Source organism: Variovorax sp. P1_G12, from assembly GCF_056405555.1.
This window is the reverse complement of the sequence record NZ_JBFUBW010000094.1, coordinates 1-1,042: the sequence shown is the minus strand read 5'-3', so window position 1 is coordinate 1,042 and position 1,042 is coordinate 1. Positions and strand designations below refer to the sequence as shown.

1 protein-coding gene is annotated in these 1,042 nt (G+C 61.5%); it reads left to right on the top strand.

Annotation, left to right across the window (positions count from 1 at the left end):
- Positions 1-1,035, top strand: a 1,035-nt coding sequence (locus AC1D2O_RS37675; RefSeq protein ID WP_478158927.1) for an IS30 family transposase, incomplete at its 5' end; no start/stop codon positions are given.
- Positions 1,036-1,042 lie beyond the last annotated feature (7 nt).

Genomic DNA, 1,042 nt, shown 5'->3' with positions numbered 1-1,042 from the left:
AAGATTCTGTCCCGTACGGGCGGCATTCGACCACCGGAGCGAAGCCGGTCCCCGATGGCTCTGACATTGGCCGAGCGCGAGGAGATCTCACGTGCAATGGCGGCTGGCTTCTCGATTCGCGCGATCGCCCTGATCCTCGAGCGAGCTCCGTCCACCGTAAGTCGCGAGATCAAGCGCAACGGTGGTCCAGGATGCTATCGAGCGACTCAGGCCGACCAGGCAGCGTGGGACCGGGCCCATCGCCCCAAGCTCTGCAAGCTGGCCGAGAACCCTGGCTTGGCACACATCGTGGCGGACAAGCTCAAGCTGCAGTGGTCGCCGGAGCAGATTGCGGGGTGGCTCAAGCATACTCACCCGTGCGACGAGACCTACCACGTGTCACACGAGACCATCTACCGCAGCCTGTTCATCCAAGCCCGCGGGGCCTTGAAGAAGGAGTTGCTGCAGCATCTGAGACGAACGCGAGGCATGCGGCGGTCGCGCCATTACTCGCAGAAGACCGACGCCCACGGAAGAATCGTCGACGCAGTGTCGATCAGCGAGCGCCCGGCCACGGTTGAAGATCGGGCGGTGCCTGGCCACTGGGAAGGCGACCTGCTGTTCGGGAGTTCCAACAGCCAGATCGCTACCCTGGTTGAGCGCCAGACACGCTACGTGATGCTGGTGAAGGTCACCGGCAAGGACACGGAGACGGTGGTGAGCGCGCTGGTCAAGAATGCTCGCAAGCTGCCGCAGGAGCTCTACAAATCGCTGACCTGGGATCGAGGCAAAGAGATGGCGGGCCACAAGCAGTTCACCTTGGCGACCGACATCAAGGTGTACTTCTGCGACCCTCAGAACCCGTGGCAGCGCGGAACCAACGAGAATACGAATGGCCTGCTGAGGCAGTACCTTCCCAAGGGCATCGATGTCTCGACCTACTCACAAGCCAAGCTCAACGCGTTGGCGCGCAGGTTGAACGAGCGACCCAGGAAGACTCTCGACTTCCAAACACCGGCTGAGATGTTCAGTCAGATCGTTGCATCGATCGGTTGAATCTGCA